We start from the raw sequence: 15,703 nt of genomic DNA on the forward strand, positions 1-15,703 counted from the left end.
GTCAGGCGTCTCCGAGCGAGCCAGGCGTCTCCGAGCGAGCCAGGCGTCTCCGAGCGTGTCAGGCGTCCTGGCCGATCGGGCGCAGGTGCTTGAGCATGGTCAGCGCGCAGACCGCCAGGACCAGCACCAGCACCGCGCTGATCGCCGCCACGACGAGCAGCCCCTGGGAGAAGGCGCCCTGTGCCTCGGCCAGCAGCGCGGCGGCCTGCGCGGGCGGCAGGCCCGTGGCCGCGTCGATGGCCTCGCCCAGCGAGCCGCCGGCCTGCGGCGAGGTGACGATGCTGCCGTAGACGGCGGTGCCGACGCTGCCGAGCAGCGCGATGCCGAGCGCGATCCCCAGTTCGCCGCCGCACTCCGCGATGGCCGAGGCGGACCCGGCCCGCTCCTGGGGCGCGGAGCCGACGATGAGGTCGAGCCCGAGCGCGCCCACCGGCGCCATGCCGAGGAAGGCGATCGTGACGCCGGTGACCAGCATGGCGAGCCCGTCGCCCGCCACCACGACGGCGAACCCGGCCGCCGACACCACGAGCCCGGCCCCGACGACCACGCCGGGACGGAACCTGCCCGCGATGACCGGCGCCGCCAGCGAGCCGCCGACCAGGCCGAGCGCGGGCAGCGCCATCCACAGGCCGGCGGTCAGCGGCGACAGGCCCTCGACGAGCTGGAGGTGCTGGCTGACGAAGAGGTATACGCCGCCCTGCATCACCATGGCGAGCGCCAGGATCAGCAGCGCCGTTCTGAAGGACCGGTTGGCGAACAGGCTCGTGTCCACCAGCGGCTCGGCCAGCGTGCGCTGCCGCCGTACGAACGCGACGCCGCACGCCAGCCCGACCAGGACGGCCACGTACGCCACGACCTGGGCCGGATCGTCGGCCAGTTCCTTGAGCCCGTAGACGAGCGGCAGGAGCGCGGCCATCGACAGGGCCACGCTGGCCAGGTCGAGCCGGGCCGAGCCGCCGCCCGAGGTCTCCGGCAGGAAGGCGAGCCCGCCCAGCACGACCAGCGCCATGATCGGCACGCCCATCAGGAACACCGAGCCCCACCAGAAGTGCTCCAGCAGCAGCCCGCCGATCACCGGCCCGGCGGCCGCCCCGCCCATGAAGCACGCGGTGAACACGCCGATGGCGATGGCCCGCTGCCGGGCCCCGGGGAACAGCCCCGCCACCAGCGCCAGCGCCGAGGGCCCGATCGCCGCCCCGGCGACGCCCAGGAGCACCCGGGCGACGATCAGCATGGTCGTCGAGGTCGAGTACGCGGCCAGCGCGGAGGCGGCGGCGAAGGCGACCGAGCCGAGCAGCAGGAGCCTGCGGCGTCCGATCCGGTCGCCGAGCGAGCCCATCGTGATGATGAATCCGGCGATCATGAAGCCGTAAACGTCGGTGATCCACAGCAGTTCGATGGCACTGGGATTCAGATCGGCGGCCAGATGGGGCAGAGCCAGCATCAGAACGGTGTTGTCCACAGCGAGCAACAACGTCGCCAGGGCGAGCACGGTCAGTCCCAGCCATGCTCCCGCCCCGGTACGGGGAAGAGTAGTAGTCATGTGATCAGCCTCAAGGGCGGACGTTCGGAAAATGTTCGGAGGTGTTTAGGGTGGGCTTCATGCGCTTCGCCGTACTGGGGCCGCTTGAGGTGATCGCGGACGGCCACGCCGTCGCGGTGCCCGAGCGCAAGGTCCGGGCGCTCCTGGCCGGGCTGCTCGCCCACAACGGGCGGGTCGTGCCCGCGGTGCGGCTGATCGAGAGCCTCTGGGGGCCGGAACCCCCGGGCAACCCGCTGGCCGCGCTGCGCGCCAAGGTCTCGCAGCTACGCCGCGCGCTGGACGAGGCCGAGCCCGGCGCCAGGCTGCTCGTCGTCACCCGTGCGCCCGGCTACCTGATCGAGGCCGACACCGACGCGCGCCGCTTCCAGACGACGCTGGACCGCCTGCCGTCCGTGGACGACCCGGCCGCGCGGGCCGCCGTGCTCGCCGAGGCGCTGGAGTGGTGGCGCGGGCCCGCGTTCGCCGACTTCGCCGACGCGCCGCTCGTGCGCAGGACCGCCGACCGGCTGGAGGAGCAGCGCCTGGCCGCGGTCGAGGAGTACGCCGACGTACGGCTCGCGCTCGGCCAGGACGCCGCGCTGGTCGGCGAGCTGACCGAACTGGCCGCCCAGCACCCCCTGCGCGAACGTTTCCACGCGCTGCTCATGCGCGCCCTCTACCGGTCGGGACGGCAGGCCGAGTCGCTGGAGGTCTACCGCGCCCTGCGCGAGCGCATGCGCGACGAGCTGGGCCTGGACACCGCCCCCGAACTCGCCGCCCTGCACCAGGCGATCCTGGAACAGCGTCCCGCCCTGCGCCGCCCCGCCGCGCCCGCACCCGCGCCCGCCCCCTCCCGCCTGCCCGAGCCGCTGACCGAGCTCGTCGGCAGGGAGAAGGCGCTGGCCGACCTGCTCGCCCTGCCCGCCTCCGCCCGGCTGGTCACGCTGACCGGCAGCGGCGGGGTGGGCAAGAGCCGCCTGGCCCTGGAGGCCGCCCGCCGCCTGGCCGACGCCCATCCCGACGGCGCCCACCTGGTCGAGCTGTCCGCGTCCGCGGCGCCCGAGGTGACCGAGGCGGTCGCGGCGGCGCTCGGGCTGCGCGCCGACGGGCTCGCCGCCGCCCTGGGCGCGCGGCGGACGCTGCTGATCCTCGACAACTGCGAGCACGTCGTCGAGCCCGTGGCCAAGCTCGCCGACCTGCTGCTGCGCGCCGGTCCCGACCTGCGGATCATCGCCACCAGCAGGGAGCCGCTGGGCGTGGCGGGCGAGGTCGTGCGCGAGGTCGCGCCGCTCGACCCCGTCGCCGCCGCCCGGCTGTTCACCGCCCGCGCGCTCCCCGGCACACCGCTGCCGCCCGAGGACGCCGAGGCCGTCGAGGTGATCTGCCGCCGCCTGGACGGCATCCCGCTGGCGCTGGAACTGGCCGCGGCGCGCGTGCGGTCGATGGGCGTGCGCGCGCTCGCCGACCGGCTGGACGACCGGTTCCGCCTGCTGTCGGCCGGTCGCCGGGCCGGGCCCGCCCACCAGCGCACCCTCAAGGCGGCCATCGACTGGAGCTGGGACCTGCTGAGCGAGCCGGAGCGCGTGGTGTTGCGGCGGCTGGCCGTACAGGTGGGCGGGTGCACGCTGGAGGCGGCCGAGCGCGTCTGCGCGGTGCCCATGCCCCTGCCGGACGGCCCGCCCGGCGACGTCGAGCTGGCCGCGCAGGCGCAGGCGGCGGGGCTCGGGCCCGACCACCTCGACCCGGCCACGGTCGCCGACCTGCTGGCCCGGCTGGTGGACCGCTCGCTGGTCGTGCGCTCCGGGGGGCGCTACCGGCTGCTGGAGTCGGTGTCGGCCTATGGCATGGAACGGCTGCGCGAGTCCGGCGAGCACGACCTCGTCCTGCGCTGGTACGCCACGTACTACACGCAGCTCGCCGAGTGCGCCGAGGCGTACCGGACGGGGCCGGCCCGGCACCGCTGGGTGGGCAGGCTGGACGCGGAGGGCGCGAACCTGCGCGGCGCGCGGGAGGCGGCGGCCCTGCTGGGCGACACCCGGCTGGCCGACCGGCTCACCGGCTCGCTCGGCTGGTACTGGACCCAGACGGGACGCACGGACGCCCCGCCCGCGCCTTCGAGGCCCTCCGGCGCGCTGGCCACGCTAGGGGTTGGGGAGTGAGGGGTGGGCGGGCCAGGGCGAGGGGTTGAGGAGGGCCCAGCGTTCGTGGTCGCGCCAGGCGCCGTCGATGAACAGCAGCCCCTGCGAGGAGCCCTCGTAGTGGAAGCCGAGGCGCTGGATGAGCTTGAGCGAGGCGTGGTTGTCCGGCTGGATCTGGGCGTCCAGGCGGTGCAGGCGCAGTTGCTCGAAGGCGTAGCGCACGACGAGGGCCAGGCCCTCGCCCATGTAGCCGTGCCCGGCGGTGGGGGCGAAGGCCGCGTAGCCGAGCGAGCCGTTCTGGAAGCGGCCGCGGATGATGCTGTTGATGTTGACCATGCCGGCGATGTCGCCGCTGTCGCGCAGGCACACCAGCAGGCGGCGGGTGGTCGCGGGGTCGAAGTGGGTCAGGTAGGTCCTGAACTCCTCGGCCGTGCCGGGCAGCGACATCCACGGGTGGTGCAGCTCCTGGCTGGCCCTGGTCAGCGCGACGAACTCGGCCTCGTCGTGCCTGGTCATCGGCCGCAGCGTCACCCGCGCGGACCCCGGTTCCAGGCTCGCCAGGAAAGCCTCCACCTCGGCCGCGATCTGCACCAACCCCTCAGTCATGCGTGGCACTGTACAACTACAGCCAACCCCGCGACTCGGCCAGGTGCACCGCTTCGGCGCGGTTGCGGGCGCCGGTCTTGCCGATCGCCGACGACAGGTAGTTGCGCACCGTCCCCTCGGTCAGGAACAGGCGCCGGGCCAGGTCGGCCACGGTCGCGCCGTCGCGGGCCGTGCGCAGCACCTCGCGTTCCCGCTGCGTGAGCGGGCTCGGCCCGACGGCGCTCGCGCTCACGGCCAGCTTGGGGTCGATCACCCGCGCACCCTCCATCACCTGTCGTACGGCTGCCGCCAGCTCCGCGGCCGGGGCGTCCTTGACCACGAACCCGGCCACCCCGGCCTCCAGGGCCCGGCTCAGGTAGCCGGGGCGGCCGAACGTGGTCACGATGACCACCCGCTGCCCCCGCAGCCGCTCGGCCACCTCCAGGCCGGACATTCCCGGCATCTCTATGTCGAGCAGGACGACGTCCGGCCGGTGCTCGGCCACCGCCGCCTCCACCAGGTCGCCCCTGCCCACCTGGGTCACCACCTCGATGTCCGCCTCCAGATCGAGCAGCGCGGCCAGACCGCCCCTGACGAGCTCCTGGTCGTCGGCGATCAGCACGCGGATCACGGGACCTCCAGCGGGACCCGGGCCACCAGACGGTACCCACCCCCGGGCAACGCCCCGGCATCCAGCGACCCACCCACCCCGGCCACCCGCTCAGCCAGCCCGGTAAGCCCGTTCCCCCGCCCACTACCCCCACCACAAGACCCGCCAATCCCGCCAGGAGACCCGCCAAGTCTGCTTGGAGACCTGCCATCAAGCCCGCCGTCCAGCCCGTCACGAGGCCCGCCGTCAAGCCCGCCACGGGGCTTGTCTTCATGGTCTGGTGCTGGGCCGTCGTCGCGGACCTCCAGGCCCGCCCATGCCGGGTCCACGCTCAACGTGATCCAGCAGCGCCGCGCGCCGCTGTGGCGCAGGACGTTGGTGGCCCCCTCGCGCACCGCCCACGCCAGCAACGTCTCCACCGGACCGGGGATGGGCCCGCCCGCCGGGCGCACCTCCACCTCGACCCCGGCCAGCTCCAGCCCCCGCGCCGCCTTCTCCAGCTCCTCCGACAGCGCCGGGGCGCGGTAGCCGGCGACGGCGTGCCGTACCTCGTCGAGGGCCTGGCGGGCGGCGGCCTCGACGTCGCCCATCTCCCGCGCGGCCCGGCCGGGGTCGGTGCGGGCCAGCCGCGCGGCGAGCTGGCTCCTGATGGTGATCGAGGTCAGCGTGTGGCCGAGGGTGTCGTGCAGGTCCCTGGCGAAGCGCAGCCGCTCGTTGTCCACGGCCAGCCGCGCCACCTGGGCCTGCGCGGCGTCGAGCCGGGCGATCAGGCGGCCCATGTGCTTCAGCCCGTGGACGGCCCCCGCCTCGGCCAGGATGACGAGCAGGAGCCACCACGCGGGCTGACCGTGGTCGAGCAGGACGGCCATGGTCACCGCGGCGGTCAGAGCCACCCCGGCCGCGAACCCCGCCCCGCCGAGCGTCGCGGCGAGGCCGGAGACGACGTAGAGGAAGGCGACGAAGGCCCAGGGCGCCCCGAGCACGGGCGCCAGCGCGAGCGCGGCCGCGACCAGCCCGGCCAGCGCCCACCGCCTGGGCACCCCGCTCCTGTCGCTGAGCAGCCGCCAGACGATCGCGACCCAGCACCAGGCGAACAGCGCGAACCAGACGAGCGCCCACCCCGCGCGCAGCGGATCGGGCCCGGCGGAGAAGAACGCCCCCATCGGCCAGAGCGCCACCAGCAGCCACCCGCACATGCCCGCGCGTGCCGCCTGACGGCCCCGGGCGAAGTCGGCGCTCCGCACAGCGCTCCTCCGCACAGCGCTCCTCACAGTGCCCGACGGTAGCGCCAGGCGGCCAGTCCCGTGAACAGCAGCGTCCACGCGGCCAGCACGATCAGCGACCGCCCGGTCGGCCAGTCGCCCGCCAGGGCCCGCCAGCCGAGGGAGCCGGCCTGGTAGGCGGGGCTGTACTCGGCCAGCGTCCGCACGAACTCCGGCATGAGCCGCACCGGCAGCCACAGGCCGCCCAGGACGGACAGGCCGAAGTAGACGCCGATCATGGCCAGGTTCGCCGCCTGCCCGCTCATCGTGTAGCCGAAGGCGATGCCCAGTGCGGCGAACGGCATCACACCAGCCCAGATCAGCGCCACGAGCACGGGCCAGGTGGCGGGCGGCAGCCGTACACCGGAAAGGAGGCCGCCGGCGGCGAGCACGACGAGGATGCTCGGCAGGACCCCGGCCGCGCCCGCCAGCAGCTTGGCCGAGATGTAGCCGTGGGCGGGCAGCGGCGTGACGGCGAGCTGCCGCAGCCAGCCCTTCGAACGCTCCATGGCGATCGCGCCGCCGATGAACAGCGCGCCGCCCATCGCGCCGTAGAGGGCCATCGAGACCATCGAGTACGCGGCGAAGTCCACCTGCTGCGGCCCCTCGGGCACGATCCGCAGGACCTTCGTCCACAGCAGGTAGAGGGCGAGCGGGAAGGCGGTCAGGATGATGAGGCCGGCCGGGTTGCGGGCGGCCCGCCGCAGTTCGAGCCTGAGGTAGGAGCCCATCACTCGCCTCCCGTCAGGCTCACGAAGGCGCTTTCGAGGTCGGTTCCGGCCGTGCGGACGTTCCTGGCGTCGGCGAAGCCCGCGAACAGCGCGCGCAGCGTCGCGTCGGAGTCCTTGGTCCGCAGTACGGCGCCGCCGCCCTCCACCCGGACCTGGCGCACCCCCGGCAACGCCCCGAGCGCGTCCGCCTCGGGCCGGTCCAGCGTGACGTGGATCTCGCTGTCCCCGACCAGTTCCTTGATCTTCTCGACCGGCCCGTCGGCCACGACCCTGCCCCGGGCCAGCAGGATCACCCGGTCGGCGTAGTCGTCGGCCTCGGTGAGGTAGTGGGTGGCGAAGACGGCGGTGTGGCCCTGGGCGGTGCGCGCGCTCACCTCCTGCCAGAGGGCGCGGCGGCCGTCCACGTCGAGGCCGACGGTGGGCTCGTCGAGCACGAGCAGGCGCGGGTCGCCGACCAGGGCGAGGGCGAAGCGCACCCGCTGCCGCTGGCCGCCGGAGAGCCGGCCGATCCGCTGCCGCGCGAGGTCGTCCACGCGGGCGGCGCGCATCGTGTGCTCGACGGGCAGCGGCTTGGCGTACATGCCCGCGGTGGCCTTGACCAGTTCGTCCACCCGGACGTCCTCCAGCAGCCCCGACTCCTGCAGCAGGACGCCGACCAGGCCCCTGCGCAGCGCCTCGGCGGGCGGGTGACCGAAGACCGCGGCGGTGCCGGAGGTGGGCGGCAGCAGGCCGAGGGCGATGGAGAGCAGGGTGCTCTTGCCGGCCCCGTTCGGGCCGAGCACCGCGATCGTCTGGCCCTCCACGGCGGTCAGGTCGACGCCGTCGAGGGCTCTGGACTGGCCGTAGCGTTTGCTGACGGCGGTGAGTTCCAGCGCGTTTGGCATGGGAAAAGGCTGCGCGACCGGGTCATACCGACGGTAGTGCCGTATGTCAGGGTTGCGGCTACAGGGTAGCTGTGAGCGGAATATCCAGAATCATCCGCCGATCATGGGACCTGCGCCGCATACGATGGTTCCTGTGACCGAGCTAGAACGTGTTCCGCCCGGCGTCGATCCTTCCGTCCCCAGCTCCGCGCGTGTCTACGACTACCTCCTCGGTGGCAAGGACAACCTCGCGGTGGACCGGGCGGTCGCCGACAAGTTACTGGCCGTCGCGCCGGACACGAAGCTCGTCGCCCGCGCCGCCCGAGCCTTCCTGGTACGCGCCGTGCACCACCTGGCCCAGCAGGGCGTCCGGCAGTTCATCGACCTCGGCACCGGCATCCCCACCTCGCCCAGCGTGCACGAGGTGGCCAGGCGGACCAACCCCGCCTGCCGGGTCGTCTACGTCGACTACGACCCCGTCGTACGGCTGCACGCCGAAGTGCTGCTGGCCAGCGCGCCGGGCGTGGCCGGAATCCTGGCCGACGTCAGGGACCCCGACGCCATCTTCGCCGACCCGCACATCACCGGCCTCATCGACTTTGAGCAGCCGGTCGGGGTGCTGATGGTCGGCCTGCTCCACTTCGTCCTGGACGAGGAGGACCCCCTCGGCATCGTCAAGCGCTTCCGCGAGCGGATGGCGCCCGGCAGCCACCTCGTGCTCACGCACGGCATGCACGACAGCGACCCCGAGGCGAAACGGCAGCTCAGCGTGGCCACCGCCGGTTCGCCCATCCAGTCGGTGTTCCGCACCCGCGAGCGGGTGCTGGGCTTCTTCGACGGGTTCGAGCTGATCGGGCCCGGGTTCGTGCCCGTGCAGGACTGGCGGATGCCGGAGGACGAGGAGCCGGCCGTACCTCTGCTGGACGGCCCACCCCACGTGCTGATCGAGGCGGGAGTGGGCCGGATCCCCGGTTAGGAGGAGTAGCGGGCGACGCCGGTGCCCGGGACGATCTCGCCCAGGACCCACGCCGGCAGCCCGCGCGACTCCAGCAGGCGCAGGGCCGCGTCGGTCGCCTCGGGGGCGACGATCGCGGCCATGCCCACGCCCAGGTTGAACGTGCGGTCCATGGCCTGCTGCCCGATCGAGCCGTGCCCGGCCAGGACCTGGAAGACGGCGGGCACCGTCCAGGAGCCCCGCGACAGCACCGCGTCCAGGCCCGGCGGCAGGGAACGGGACAGGTTGCCCTCGACGCCGCCGCCGGTGATGTGGGAGTAGGCGTGCACCCCGACCGAACGGGCCAGCTCCAGGCAGTCGAGCGAGTAGATGCGGGTGGGCTCCAGCAGTTCCTCGCCCAGCGGGCGGCCCAGCTCGGGCAGCTCGTCGTCCAGCGACAGCCCGGCGTTCTTCACCACGTGCCGCACCAGCGAGTAGCCGTTGGAGTGGATGCCCGACGAGGCCAGGCCCAGCACCACGTCGCCCGCGCGCACCCGGTCGGGGCCGAGCAGGTCCGCGGCCTCGACCACGCCGGTGCCGGCGCCGGCCAGGTCGTACTCGTCGGCGCCCATGGCGCCCGGGTGCTCGGCGGTCTCGCCGCCGACCAGCGCCGCCCCGGCCAGGCGGCAGCCCTCCGCCACGCCGCCGACGATCTCGGCGACGCGCTCGGGCACCACCTTGCCGCAGGCGATGTAGTCGGTCATGAACAGCGGCTCCGCGCCGCAGACCACCAGGTCGTCAAGGACCATGCCGACCAGGTCGATGCCGATCGTGTCGTGCTTGCCGTACTGCTGCGCGATCATGACCTTGGTGCCCACGCCGTCGGTCGACGTGGCCAGCAGTGGCCGCTTGAAGCGCAGCAGGAGCGAGGCGTCGAACAACCCGGCGAAGCCGCTGGCGTCGTCGACCACCTCGGGCCGCCGCGAGCGCGCGACCTTCGCCTTCATCAGCTCGACGGCGCGCTCGCCCGCCGCGATGTCGACGCCGGCGGCCTCGTAGGTGCTCACTTGGTGCTCTCCAACACGTACTTCCCGACGTTGTCCTGGTCGATCGGGATCGGGTAGCTGCCGTCGAAACAGGCGCGGCAGAGGCGGTCGGCGGGGATCGTCGTGGCCTGGGTCAGGCCCTCCAGGGAGATGTAGCCGAGCGAGTCGGCGCCCAGGGAGGCCCTGATCTCCTCCACCGACAGCGAGCCGGCGATCAGCTCGGCGCGGGTGGCGAAGTCGATGCCGTAGAAGCACGGCCAGGAGACCGGCGGGGAGGAGATGCGCACGTGCACCTCGCGCGCGCCCGCCTCGCGCAGCATCTTGACGATCGCGCGCTGGGTGTTGCCGCGCACGATCGAGTCGTCGACGACGACCAGCCGCCTGCCCTCCACGACCTCGCGCAGCGGGTTGAGCTTCAGCCGGATGCCGAGCTGGCGGATGGTCTGCGACGGCTCGATGAACGTGCGGCCGACGTAGGAGTTCTTGACCAGGCCCTGGCCGTAGGGGATGCCGGACTCCTCGGCGTAGCCGACGGCGGCAGGGGTGCCCGACTCGGGCGTCGGGATCACCAGGTCGGCCTCGACGGGATGCTCGCGGGCCAGGACCCTGCCGACCTCGACGCGGGTCACCTGCACGCCGCGCCCGGCGATCGTGGTGTCGGGGCGGGCCAGGTAGACGTACTCGAACAGGCAGCCCTTCGGCTCGGCCACCGCGAACCTGCGCGAGCGCACGCCGCGCTCGTCGATCGTGAGCAGCTCGCCCGGCTCGACCTCGCGCACGAACGTGGCGCCGACGATGTCCAGCGCGGCCGTCTCGGAGGCGACCACCCAGCCACGCTCCAGGCGGCCGAGGACCAGCGGGCGGATGCCCTGCGGGTCGCGTGCCGCGTAGAGCGTCTTCTCGTCCATGAACACCAGCGAGTACGCGCCGAGCACCTGCGGGAGCAGTTCGGCGGCGGCGTCCTCGATGGAGCGGGAGCGGTCCTGCGCGAGCAGGGTGGTGAGCACCTCGGTGTCGGTGGTCGCCCGGGTGGTGCCCGGCTCCAGGCGCTGGGCCAGGACCGGGGTGTTGATCAGGTTGCCGTTGTGGGCGAGCGCGAGGCCGCCCTCGTCGGTGGAGCTCAGCGTCGGCTGGGCGTTCTCCCAGACGCTGGAACCCGTGGTGGAGTAGCGGCAGTGCCCGACGGCCAGGTGGCCGCGCAGGGTTCCGAGCACCGACTCGTCGAAGACCTGGGCGACGAGCCCCATGTCCTTGTAGACGAGGATCCGGCTGCCCTCGCTGACCGCGATGCCCGCGGACTCCTGGCCGCGGTGCTGCAGCGCGTACAGCCCGTAGTAGGTGAGTTTGGATACTTCCTCGCCTGGGGCCCACACGCCGAAGACACCGCAGGCGTCCTTGGGAGCACGGTCTTGGGGGTCCAGGTCATGGCCGAGTCGGCCGTCGCCCTTCAGCACATGCCTCAGTTTAGGTCGGAGGCTTCCGTGCTCGCACACCCGGGTGCGGGCGTGCCCTCCTCCTTGGAGCGCGCCAGCGGTTTTACGGCAACGTGTGCCAACCCTGGGCGGACTCTTACCGTGTCGCGCGGTTGCCCGGAGCGCACGCGCGCAAAGGTGGGGTATCCGGCTATGACGACCCCGTCGGGAGACGCAATCGTGACCACACCTGGGGACCCGGACGAGCCGCGCCCACCTGCGCACGGCCGTCCCGCACCAGACGCGCCAGACCAGCCGCCGCCCTCGCCGCCGCGCGGGTCCGGGCCGGACGACGACCTGCCGCCCGAGCCGCCCGACTCCGACGCGCCCTCCTCCTGGTGGGTGGAGGAGTCGGTGCCTTCGGGCGAGGACGAGACGGCGCCGCCGTACCGGGGCTCGCCGTACGAGCCGCGGGGATACGGCGCCGATGACCCTTACGGCGCTTCCGGGCAGGGTTACGGCGGTGAGCGGGCGTCCGGTTCCGGTACTTCCGGTGCTTCCGAGCCTTCAGGGCCTTCCGAGCCTTCAGGGCCTTCAGGGCCTTCCGGGGCTTCCGGGGCTTCCGGGGCTTCCGGTGCTTCTGGTCAGGGGCGGGAAGAGTCTGAGGCTTGGGGTGGTGCGGCGGCTGAGGAGCCGATCCAGCCTGTGCCGCCCGTGGTGCCGCCGACCTCGCCGCCCGCGCCCGCGCCCGAGCCGTCTCCGTGGAGCGATCCCGACGTGCCCGCGCCGCAGGACACCACCGCGTACGAGATCCCGGAGTGGGCCCGCGACGACACGCCTCCGGCCGGGACGCCCGAGCCGGACCGGCCGTGGGAGAGCCCGCAGGGTTCCGACGCGGGGGAGACGCAGGCGTACCCGGTGCCGGGTTCCACGCCGTCGTACCCGGGGTGGGAGAGCTCGTCGCCGTCGTCGGGCTGGGAGAGCCAGGGCGGTTCGCCGTCGTCCGGGCCGCAGCCGTCGCGCTACGACCCGCCGACCCCGCCAGAGCGCCCGACGTTCGCTCCGGCCAGCCCGTATGAGGGCGGCCCCAAGGAGTACGGCACCGGCGCCACCTACGGCGAGCCCACCGAGAGCGGCACCCCGGGCTCTGGCCCGGCCGGAGCGGCTGGCGCAGGTGGCACGGCTGGCGCGGCCGGTGCGGCCGGGGCCGCTGGTGTGGCGGCAGGCGCTGCCTTCGGCGCGGAGTCCCCAGGCGAGCGGCGCACCGGCGAGAGCCAAGGCGACCAGGGCGCCGGCGGACAGAGCGCCGCAGGTCAGGGCGCTGCGGGTCAGGGCGCCGGTGGACAAGGTGACCAGGGCTACGGCGGCCAGGCCGCGGGTGGACAGCCCTCCGGTGGCTATGGCGCGGGCGGTCAAGGCGCTGCTGGTCAGGGTCAGGGCGGTCAGGGTGGTCAGGGTGGGGAGGTGCCTTATGGGGCGGGGCCGCCTCGGGATCCCTACGCGGCCGCGGCCCAGAGTCCGGCGGAAGGTCCGGTCCCCGGCGCCTCACCCTACGGCGGCGCCGACCCGTCGGTCCCCGGCTCGACCCCGTCCAGCCCGTACGGCGGCGCCCCGGGCGGTCCCGCCCAGCCGCCCTCCGGCGGGCCCGCCTACACCCCGCCGCCCGGCGGCGCGAGCCCGTACCCGCAGGACTGGCAGCCCAAGAAGCCCGGCAGCGGCCTGGCCGTGGCGTCGCTGGTGCTGGGTGTGGCGAGCCTGTTCCTGCTGCTGGTGTGCTTCACCGGCGTGCTCACCGCGATCATCGCGATCGTGCTGGGCGCGGTGGCGCTGTCCAAGGGCGGCAGCAAGGGCATGTCCTGGACCGGCATCGGCCTGGGCATCCTGACGCTGGTCCTGGCGATCTGCGGGTTCTTCGCGATCCGCGCGTACTTCTCGGAGTGCGCCAACCTGCCGCCGCAGCTCAGTGAGCGCTGCGTGCAGAACAAGCTCCCCTGGAGCACCCCCTGACGTCATAGGGGGAGAAAGTCCGACAGATTGGCACGGGCGCCGCTCGCTGAGACGGCGCCCTTCGCCATTGCCTCGTCCCATCCGATGCGGCCGAGCGCCAGGTCGATCCAGGTGCGCGCGTCGGTCTCGACCACGTTGGGCGGCGTCCCCCTGGTGTGCCTGGGCCCTTCGATCGCCTGCACGGCGGCGTGCGGCGGCACTCTGACCTCGACGGTGCGCCCGGGCGCCTCGGCGGCCAGCCGTTCCAGCAGATGCCGCACGGCCAGCCGCTCGGCGGCGCGCTCTGGAGCGGTCCCGCGGTCGTAGGCGGTGACCACGGCCCCGACGAGCGCGTCGGCCAGCCGGGCCGCGGGCCCGTCGTATTCTGGCTGGTCGTTGGCGATGAGCTGGGCGTCGAGCGCGGCCCTCAGCTTGTCGGGGTCGATCTTCCTGGCTGCCACGTCCCCATTGTCCAACACCCCCAGCCAGCGTTCATCGAGGCGGTGAGCGTCGTTCACCGGTGGTTCCGAATGCGGCCGTAACGTCCCGGCGGAACGATTGCGCACCACCTTGGAGGACCCCGTGTTGCTGCCCCTGCTCAACGACTCGCACAAGGGCGGCCGATCCGCCCTCACGTGCATGTTCCGATGCGGCAACGCCTGCGCGCACGACGTCGCCAACCGCAGCGGCAACGCCTACTTCAGCGACATCGCCACCGAGGCCCTGTCCCGCCGCGGCGCCCTGCGGGCCGGCGCCCTTGGCGCGCTGGTCGTCGGCGCGGGGGTGGCGGGAGCCGTACCCGCGATGGCCGAGCCTGGGGAGCCGGAGGGAGAGCTGTCCGCGGCCGGGTGGCACCACCACGGCGACCTGCGCTTCACGCCCGTCGCGCCGAACAAGGACGACGCGCTGCGCATCCCGAACGGCTACCGCTCCTCCGTCGTGGTGCGCTGGGGCGACCCGGTGCTGCCCGACGCCCCCGAGTTCGACTTCGACAACCAGACGGCCGAGGCGCAGGCCAAGCAGTTCGGCTACAACTGCGACTACGTGACGCTCTTCGAGATGGGGCGCAACCGCGGGCTGCTGTGGGTCAACCACGAGTACACCGACGAGTCGCTGATGTTCCGCGGGTACACGGCGGCGACGGCCACGCCGGAGCAGATCAAGATCGCGCTGGCGGCGCACGGCGGCTCGGTCGTGGAGGTCGAGCGCGTCCGCAACACCGGCGAGTGGAAGCTGGTGACGAAGGGGCGGCGGCGCTACAACCGGCGCATCACCGCCCAGACCCCGATGCGCTTCACCGGTCCCGCCGCGGGCCACGACCTGCTGAAGACGGCGGCCGACCCGGCCGGCCGCAAGCCGGTCGGCATGCTGAACAACTGCGCCGGCGGCACCACCCCCTGGGGCACCGTGCTGACCGCCGAGGAGAACTTCGACCAGTACTTCGTCAACGGCGACAAGAACAACCCCAACACCGCCCGCTACACGATCCCGACGAACATCCAGGCGAGCAACCGCCGCTTCGACAAGGTCGAGGAGCGTTTCGACCTGTCCAAGCACCCGAACGAGGCCAACCGGTTCGGGTGGATCGTGGAGATCGACCCGTTCGACCCGGACTCGACGCCGATCAAGCGCACCGCGCTCGGCCGCTTCAAGCACGAGGCCGCCACCACGTCGGTCGGGCGTGACGGCCGCCTGGTGGTGTACATGGGCGACGACTCCCGCTTCGAGTACATCTACAAGTTCGTCTCGAAGAGCCGCTACATCCCGGGCTTCGACCGCCACAACCGCTCGCTGCTCGACGAGGGCACGCTGTACGTGGCCAGGTTCTCCGGCGACAGCCCCAAGGAGGAGATCGACGGCTCCGGCAAGCTGCCCGCCGACGGCGCCTTCGACGGGTCCGGCGAGTGGATCCCGCTGGTGTCCGGCGCGGAGTCGCACGTACCGGGGATGAGCGCGGCCGAGGTGCTGATCTACACGCGCACCGCCGCCGACAAGGTGGGCGCGACCAAGATGGACCGGCCCGAGGACATGGAGCGCAACCCGGTCACCGGCGCGGTCTACGTGGCGCTGACCAACAACACCGCCCGTACCCCCGCCCAGGTGGACGAGGCCAACCCGCGCCCGTCGAACAAGCACGGCCACGTGCTGGAGATCGTCGAGGGCCGCGGCAACGGCTTCGCCTGGTCGCTGCCGCTGGTCTGCGGCGACCCGAACGACGCCTCGACCTACTTCGCCGGGTACGACAAGACGAAGGTCTCGCCGATCTCCTGCCCGGACAACCTGGCCTTCGACCGCGACGGCAACCTGTGGATCTCCACGGACGGCAACGCGCTGGGCAGCAACGACGGCCTGTTCGTCACCCCGATGCGGGGTCGCGAGCGCGGGCACGTACGCCAGTTCCTGACCGTGCCGGTGGGCGCGGAGACCTGCGGCCCGATGGTCACCGACGACCAGCGCAGCGTCTTCGTCGCCGTCCAGCACCCGGGCGAGATCGACGGCGCCACCCCGGACAACCCCGCCAGCCGCTGGCCCGACGGGGAGCAGCCGCGCCCCTCGGTCGCCGTCGTCTGGCACGGCCAGGGCCGCAAGATCGGCTCCTGAAAGGCGCTTGACC

At 73.3% G+C, this 15,703-nt stretch carries 13 protein-coding genes; 4 read left to right on the top strand and 9 right to left on the bottom strand.

The window, feature by feature from the left end; translation table 11 throughout:
• Positions 1-58: 58 nt before the first annotated feature.
• Complete coding sequence (locus tag ACIBEJ_RS46940) at positions 59-1,543, bottom strand: MFS transporter (protein WP_397189503.1); 1,485 nt, start codon at positions 1,541-1,543, stop codon at positions 59-61.
• Positions 1,544-1,602: 59 nt separating this feature from the next.
• Between ACIBEJ_RS46940 and ACIBEJ_RS46945 the strand changes: the two genes are divergently transcribed.
• Positions 1,603-3,681, top strand: a complete 2,079-nt coding sequence (locus ACIBEJ_RS46945; protein ID WP_397189504.1) for an AfsR/SARP family transcriptional regulator — start codon at positions 1,603-1,605, stop codon at positions 3,679-3,681.
• Here ACIBEJ_RS46945 and ACIBEJ_RS46950 read toward each other — a convergent pair.
• From ACIBEJ_RS46950 to ACIBEJ_RS46970, 5 genes are read right to left on the bottom strand one after another with little or no spacing between them, the layout of a single operon-like run.
• Complete coding sequence (locus tag ACIBEJ_RS46950) at positions 3,664-4,266, bottom strand: GNAT family N-acetyltransferase (RefSeq protein WP_397189505.1); 603 nt, start codon at positions 4,264-4,266, stop codon at positions 3,664-3,666. The genes ACIBEJ_RS46945 and ACIBEJ_RS46950 overlap by 18 nt on opposite strands.
• Before the next feature lie 16 nt (positions 4,267-4,282).
• Positions 4,283-4,876 carry a DNA-binding response regulator gene (locus ACIBEJ_RS46955; RefSeq protein ID WP_397189506.1) on the bottom strand — a complete coding sequence of 198 codons (594 nt, stop codon included), beginning with the start codon at positions 4,874-4,876 and terminating at the stop codon, positions 4,283-4,285.
• Positions 4,873-6,099, bottom strand: coding sequence for a sensor histidine kinase (locus ACIBEJ_RS46960; protein ID WP_397189507.1), 1,227 nt, complete (start codon positions 6,097-6,099; stop codon positions 4,873-4,875). The genes ACIBEJ_RS46955 and ACIBEJ_RS46960 overlap by 4 nt, the downstream gene beginning before the upstream one ends.
• Before the next feature lie 23 nt (positions 6,100-6,122).
• Entirely contained in the window at positions 6,123-6,848 is a 726-nt protein-coding gene (locus tag ACIBEJ_RS46965) for an ABC transporter permease (RefSeq protein WP_397189508.1), read from the bottom strand.
• Positions 6,848-7,732 carry an ATP-binding cassette domain-containing protein gene (locus ACIBEJ_RS46970; RefSeq protein WP_397189509.1) on the bottom strand — a complete coding sequence of 295 codons (885 nt, stop codon included), beginning with the start codon at positions 7,730-7,732 and terminating at the stop codon, positions 6,848-6,850. Before ACIBEJ_RS46970 ends, ACIBEJ_RS46965 begins: the two co-directional genes overlap by 1 nt.
• Positions 7,733-7,865: 133 nt before the next feature.
• Between ACIBEJ_RS46970 and ACIBEJ_RS46975 the strand changes: the two genes are divergently transcribed.
• The gene (locus tag ACIBEJ_RS46975; RefSeq protein WP_397189510.1) at positions 7,866-8,687 is read left to right on the top strand and encodes an SAM-dependent methyltransferase; all 822 of its coding nucleotides are present in this window, start codon (positions 7,866-7,868) and stop codon (positions 8,685-8,687) included.
• Here the strand turns inward: ACIBEJ_RS46975 and purM are convergent.
• Positions 8,684-9,712, bottom strand: coding sequence for a phosphoribosylformylglycinamidine cyclo-ligase (gene purM, locus ACIBEJ_RS46980; protein WP_397189511.1), 1,029 nt, complete (start codon positions 9,710-9,712; stop codon positions 8,684-8,686). The genes ACIBEJ_RS46975 and purM overlap by 4 nt on opposite strands.
• A complete protein-coding gene (purF, locus tag ACIBEJ_RS46985) occupies positions 9,709-11,145 on the bottom strand; it encodes an amidophosphoribosyltransferase (protein ID WP_397189512.1) in 1,437 nt (478 codons plus the stop codon). The genes purM and purF overlap by 4 nt, the downstream gene beginning before the upstream one ends.
• 663 nt (positions 11,146-11,808) lie before the next feature.
• Here purF and ACIBEJ_RS46990 point away from each other — a divergent pair.
• On the top strand, positions 11,809-13,110 hold the full coding sequence (locus tag ACIBEJ_RS46990; RefSeq protein ID WP_397189513.1) for a hypothetical protein: 1,302 nt from the start codon (positions 11,809-11,811) through the stop codon (positions 13,108-13,110).
• Positions 13,111-13,112: 2 nt separating this feature from the next.
• On the opposite strand, the gene ACIBEJ_RS46995 is transcribed toward ACIBEJ_RS46990, so the two are convergent.
• Positions 13,113-13,550, bottom strand: coding sequence for a sterol carrier family protein (locus ACIBEJ_RS46995; protein WP_397189514.1), 438 nt, complete (start codon positions 13,548-13,550; stop codon positions 13,113-13,115).
• Positions 13,551-13,728: 178 nt separating this feature from the next.
• Between ACIBEJ_RS46995 and ACIBEJ_RS47000 the strand changes: the two genes are divergently transcribed.
• A complete protein-coding gene (locus tag ACIBEJ_RS47000; protein ID WP_397189549.1) occupies positions 13,729-15,690 on the top strand; it encodes a PhoX family protein in 1,962 nt (653 codons plus the stop codon).
• Positions 15,691-15,703 lie beyond the last annotated feature (13 nt).

The organism is Nonomuraea sp. NPDC050790 (genome assembly GCF_044456745.1).
GTDB lineage: Bacteria > Actinomycetota > Actinomycetes > Streptosporangiales > Streptosporangiaceae > Nonomuraea.